Origin of the sequence: Sphingobium sp. ba1, from assembly GCF_000743655.1 — a bacterium.
Lineage (GTDB): Bacteria > Pseudomonadota > Alphaproteobacteria > Sphingomonadales > Sphingomonadaceae > Sphingobium.
The window spans coordinates 1-3,791 of sequence record NZ_JPPQ01000046.1 but is presented as its reverse complement, the minus strand read 5'-3'; the positions used below and the strand labels follow the sequence as shown (position 1 = coordinate 3,791).

Here is a 3,791-nt window from a genome sequence, read left to right as displayed (position 1 = left end):
TCGAACAGAGCGACGCGCCGCTGGCGCGGGTGACCGATGCCGAGGGCGCGGCGGTGGCCGAAACCGGATCGCATCGCGGCCATGTCACCGGCAGCTATTTCCACATGATTGCGCCACTGAACCCCGTGGACGTGTCATGACCGGTTTTGTTTCCTTCGTGGGGGCCGGGCCGGGCGATCCCGAGTTACTGACGCTCAAGGCGTTGGCGCGGTTGGAGGCCGCCGATGTCGTGCTGTTCGACGATCTGGCTTCCGGTCCTATCCTTGACCGCGTGCGCCTGGACACCACACTGGTGAATGTCGGCAAACGGGCGGGACGGCAATCGCCCAGCCAGGCCGAGGTGAACCGCCAACTCGTGGATCATGCCGCTGCGGGTGGCCGTGTAGTGCGGCTAAAATCCGGCGATTCTGGGATCTTTGGCCGTCTTGAGGAGGAAATCGAGGCATTGCGGCTTGCTGGTATCGGTTTCGAGATCATCCCAGGCGTCAGTTCTGCCAGTGCAGCGGCGGCCACTGCCGGCATTCCCCTGACAAGGCGCGCGCTTTCACGGCGGGTCCAGTTCATCACCGGGCATGGTGCGACGGGTGCCTTGCCTAATGACCTCAACATGGCAGCCCTGGCCGATGCCGAAGCGACAACCGTCGTGTTCATGCCCAAGCGAACCTTCCCTGAACTGGCCGCCCGGCTGGTCGCTGCGGGGCTGCCCCCACAAACGCCGGCGTTGTTGGCCGAGAATGTGGGCCGCGCCGATCAGCGTCTCACGCGCAGCTCGGTTGCCGGGTTGGCAGACACGCTGGCTGAGGGCGTGGGGTTCGCCCCGGCCCTGATCCTCTACGGCCCATTGTTGGAGGAAGCATGATCGAGCTTTCCCTCATCGGCATCGGCACGGGCAATCCCGATCACCTGACGGCGCAAGCCGTGCGGGAGATGAACAACGCCGACCTGATTCTGCTGCCGCGCAAAGACAGCGCCAAGTCCGACCTGATCGACCTGCGCCGCGCCATCTGTGGGCAGGTGTTGACCGGCCCAGTGCCGATTGTCGAATTCGACATGCCGGTTCGCGACGCAGGCCGGGATTACACGCAAGCGGTTGACGATTGGCACGAGGCTATCGCTGCAGCATGGCGCGCCCAGATCACCACGCATCTGCCAGCGGGCGGGCGGTTGGCATTGCTCGTCTGGGGTGATCCTTCGCTTTATGACAGCACCTTACGGATCGCCGAAAAACTCAAAGCTGGCGGCCTTACGATGCAGGTGCGCGTTGTGCCCGGCATCACAAGCATTCAACTGCTGACCGCCGCGCATGCCATTCCGCTCAATCCCCTTGCCGGGGCGGTGACGATCACCACCGGGCGTAGGCTACGCGGCCAGGGCTGGCCCGAAGGGACCGACACGCTCGTTGTCATGCTCGACAGCGGCTCTGCCTTTGAGGTGCTGGAACCGCAGGGCATCACCATCTGGTGGGGCGCCTATCTGGGCATGGCGCATGAAGTGCTGGAGCGGGGTGTGCTTGCTGAGGCTGGCCCCCGGATCGCCCAGTGCCGGGCCGAACTGCGCGCGCGCCATGGCTGGATCATGGATGTCTACCTCATGCGAAAGGAACAAATTGATGGAAACTGACAGCGAAGTGCAAGCGGTGAGCGACGATGCCCGCCACGCCGAAAAGATGCGCAAGAAGCAGACCGCGCAGACCAAGATCATGGCCAGCAAGACCCGCGAGCAGGGCCTGCTGATCGTCCACACCGGCAAGGGCAAGGGCAAGACCAGCGCCGCGCTGGGCATGGTGGTTCGCGCCATCGGCCACGGCATGAAAGTGGGCGTGGTCCAGTTCGTCAAAGGGGCGATGAAGACCGGCGAAAAGGCGGTGTTCGATGCCTTTCCCGACCATGTCGAATTCAAGCCGATGGGCGAGGGTTTTACCTGGGACACGCAGGACCGCACACGCGACATTGCGGTGGCCCGCGCCGGCTGGGACGAGGTCAAGCGCATGATCGCCGATCCCAGCTATCACATGGTTCTGGCCGACGAACTGAACATCGTGCTGCGGTATGACTATCTGCCGGTCGATGAAGTGGTGGCGGTGCTGACCGCGCGCGACGCCATGAAGCATGTGATCGTCACGGGCCGCAATGCGCCCGACGCGCTGATCGAGGTGGCGGACCTTGTCACCGAGATGACCATGGTGAAGCACCCCTTCCGTTCAGGCGTGAAGGCCCAGGCCGGCATTGAATTTTGACCGGGGATCGAATTCTGAGCGACGCCCCGCCTGTGTTCGACGCGGAATTTACGGAGCAATTCACGCAATTGCTACGCTGGCGGCGCGATGTGCGGCAATTCGACCGCCGCGCCGTGGCGGAAGCTGACATGCGCGTGCTGCTGGCCTGCGCCGCGCTGGCGCCGTCGGTCGGCAATGCCCAGCCGTGGCGCTTTGTGCGCGTGCGGACGCCGGACATACGGGAGGCGCTGGCCGCGCATGCCGATGGGCAAAGCGCCCATGCGGCAGAGCGCTATGCCGGGCAGGCGCGGTACGATCACTACCTGTCGCTCAAGCTGCACGGACTGCGTGAGGCGTCCGAACTGATCGCGGTGTTCTGCGACGAACAGCCCGAGGCGGGGCACGGTCTTGGCATTGCCACCATGCCCGAAATGTTGCGCTATTCGTGCGTGCTGGCGATCCACAATCTGTGGCTGGCGGCGCGGCTGCGCGGGCTTGGCCTTGGCTGGGTGTCGATCGTTGATCCACCGGCGGTCCATGCCCTGCTCGACGTTCCCGCCACCTGGTCGCTGATCGCGCTGTTGTGCATCGGTTACCCGGCAGACACGTCCGATACCCCCGAACTGGAACAGCGCGGCTGGCAGCAGCGTGAGCCGTGGGCTGACCGGGTGTTCGAACGATGATTTTCAATCAAAGGACCAGAAAACCATGCTGATACCCGTGGAGGATGGCCCCGCTATCGTGGCCTGCAACACCTGTCGCCACAGCGCCGACGCGCGTGAGGATGACGGCGGGATGCGCGGCGGCGCGCAGATGGTGGCGGCGCTGCGCTCGGTTCAGGAAAGCGACGCGCGCTATGCCGGGGTCGCCGTGCAAGAGATGCCGTGCCTGTTCGCCTGCACCGATTTCTGCACCATCCACCTGCGCGCACCGGGCAAGGTCGGCTATGTGCTCGGCCGGTTCACGCCGGACGAGGACGCCGCCACCGCCATTCTGGACTATGCCGTCCACTATGCCGCCAGCGAGCATGGCCGGGTGCCGTTCAAGCAATGGCCGCAAGGGGTGAAGGGCCATTTCATCACCCGCACCCCGCCGCAGGGCTTCGTCACAGAATGAGCCGGTTTGCCACGCTGGCCGCGTTTGAAGCGGCGCTGGAGCATATGCCCGTGGCCGATGCGGACGCCATGGCCGCTGCACGCGCGCGGCAGGCCATCCTGACCAAGCCGGCCGGATCGCTGGGCCGGCTGGAAGACATTGCCGTGTTTATGGCCGGATGGCAGGGCATAGCGCAGCCGGTGATCAAACAGGGTCGCGCGGCGATCTTTGCTGGCAATCATGGTTTCGTCGTCCACGGGGTCAGCGCCTTTTCCGCCAGCGTGACCGCCGCGATGGTCGGCAATTTCACTACTGGCGGCGCGGCGATCAACGCACTGGCCGGGGCGGCCGGACTGGATCTGCGGGTGGTTGCACTCGATCTCGACCGGCCCACGGCGGATTTCACCGTCGCTGCGGCAATGGACGAGACGGAGTGCCTTGCTGCACTTTCTGCCGGAGCGGCGGTGGTGGAGCCGGGGCT

The 3,791-nt window shown here is 65.0% G+C and carries 6 protein-coding genes; all 6 read left to right on the top strand.

Translation table 11 applies throughout. The features are described 5' to 3' along the window. Positions 1-136 precede the first annotated feature (136 nt). The gene (gene cobA, locus IL54_RS02590; RefSeq protein WP_037472924.1) at positions 137-859 is read left to right on the top strand and encodes a uroporphyrinogen-III C-methyltransferase; all 723 of its coding nucleotides are present in this window, start codon (positions 137-139) and stop codon (positions 857-859) included. After that, complete coding sequence (cobF, locus tag IL54_RS02585) at positions 856-1,620, top strand: precorrin-6A synthase (deacetylating) (protein WP_037472921.1); 765 nt, start codon at positions 856-858, stop codon at positions 1,618-1,620. Before cobA ends, cobF begins: the two co-directional genes overlap by 4 nt. Beyond that, positions 1,610-2,236 (top strand): cob(I)yrinic acid a,c-diamide adenosyltransferase, encoded by a 627-nt coding sequence (cobO, locus tag IL54_RS02580; protein ID WP_037472919.1) that lies wholly within the window; start codon positions 1,610-1,612, stop codon positions 2,234-2,236. Before cobF ends, cobO begins: the two co-directional genes overlap by 11 nt. A 14-nt stretch (positions 2,237-2,250) precedes the next feature. After that, positions 2,251-2,898, top strand: coding sequence for a 5,6-dimethylbenzimidazole synthase (bluB, locus tag IL54_RS02575; protein WP_037472928.1), 648 nt, complete (start codon positions 2,251-2,253; stop codon positions 2,896-2,898). A 25-nt stretch (positions 2,899-2,923) separates the two neighbouring features. Then, positions 2,924-3,331 carry a DUF1636 domain-containing protein gene (locus IL54_RS02570; protein ID WP_037472918.1) on the top strand — a complete coding sequence of 136 codons (408 nt, stop codon included), beginning with the start codon at positions 2,924-2,926 and terminating at the stop codon, positions 3,329-3,331. After that, on the top strand, positions 3,328-3,791 hold a 464-nt coding region (locus tag IL54_RS02565; protein ID WP_037472927.1), incomplete at its 3' end, for a nicotinate-nucleotide--dimethylbenzimidazole phosphoribosyltransferase. The genes IL54_RS02570 and IL54_RS02565, both read left to right, overlap by 4 nt.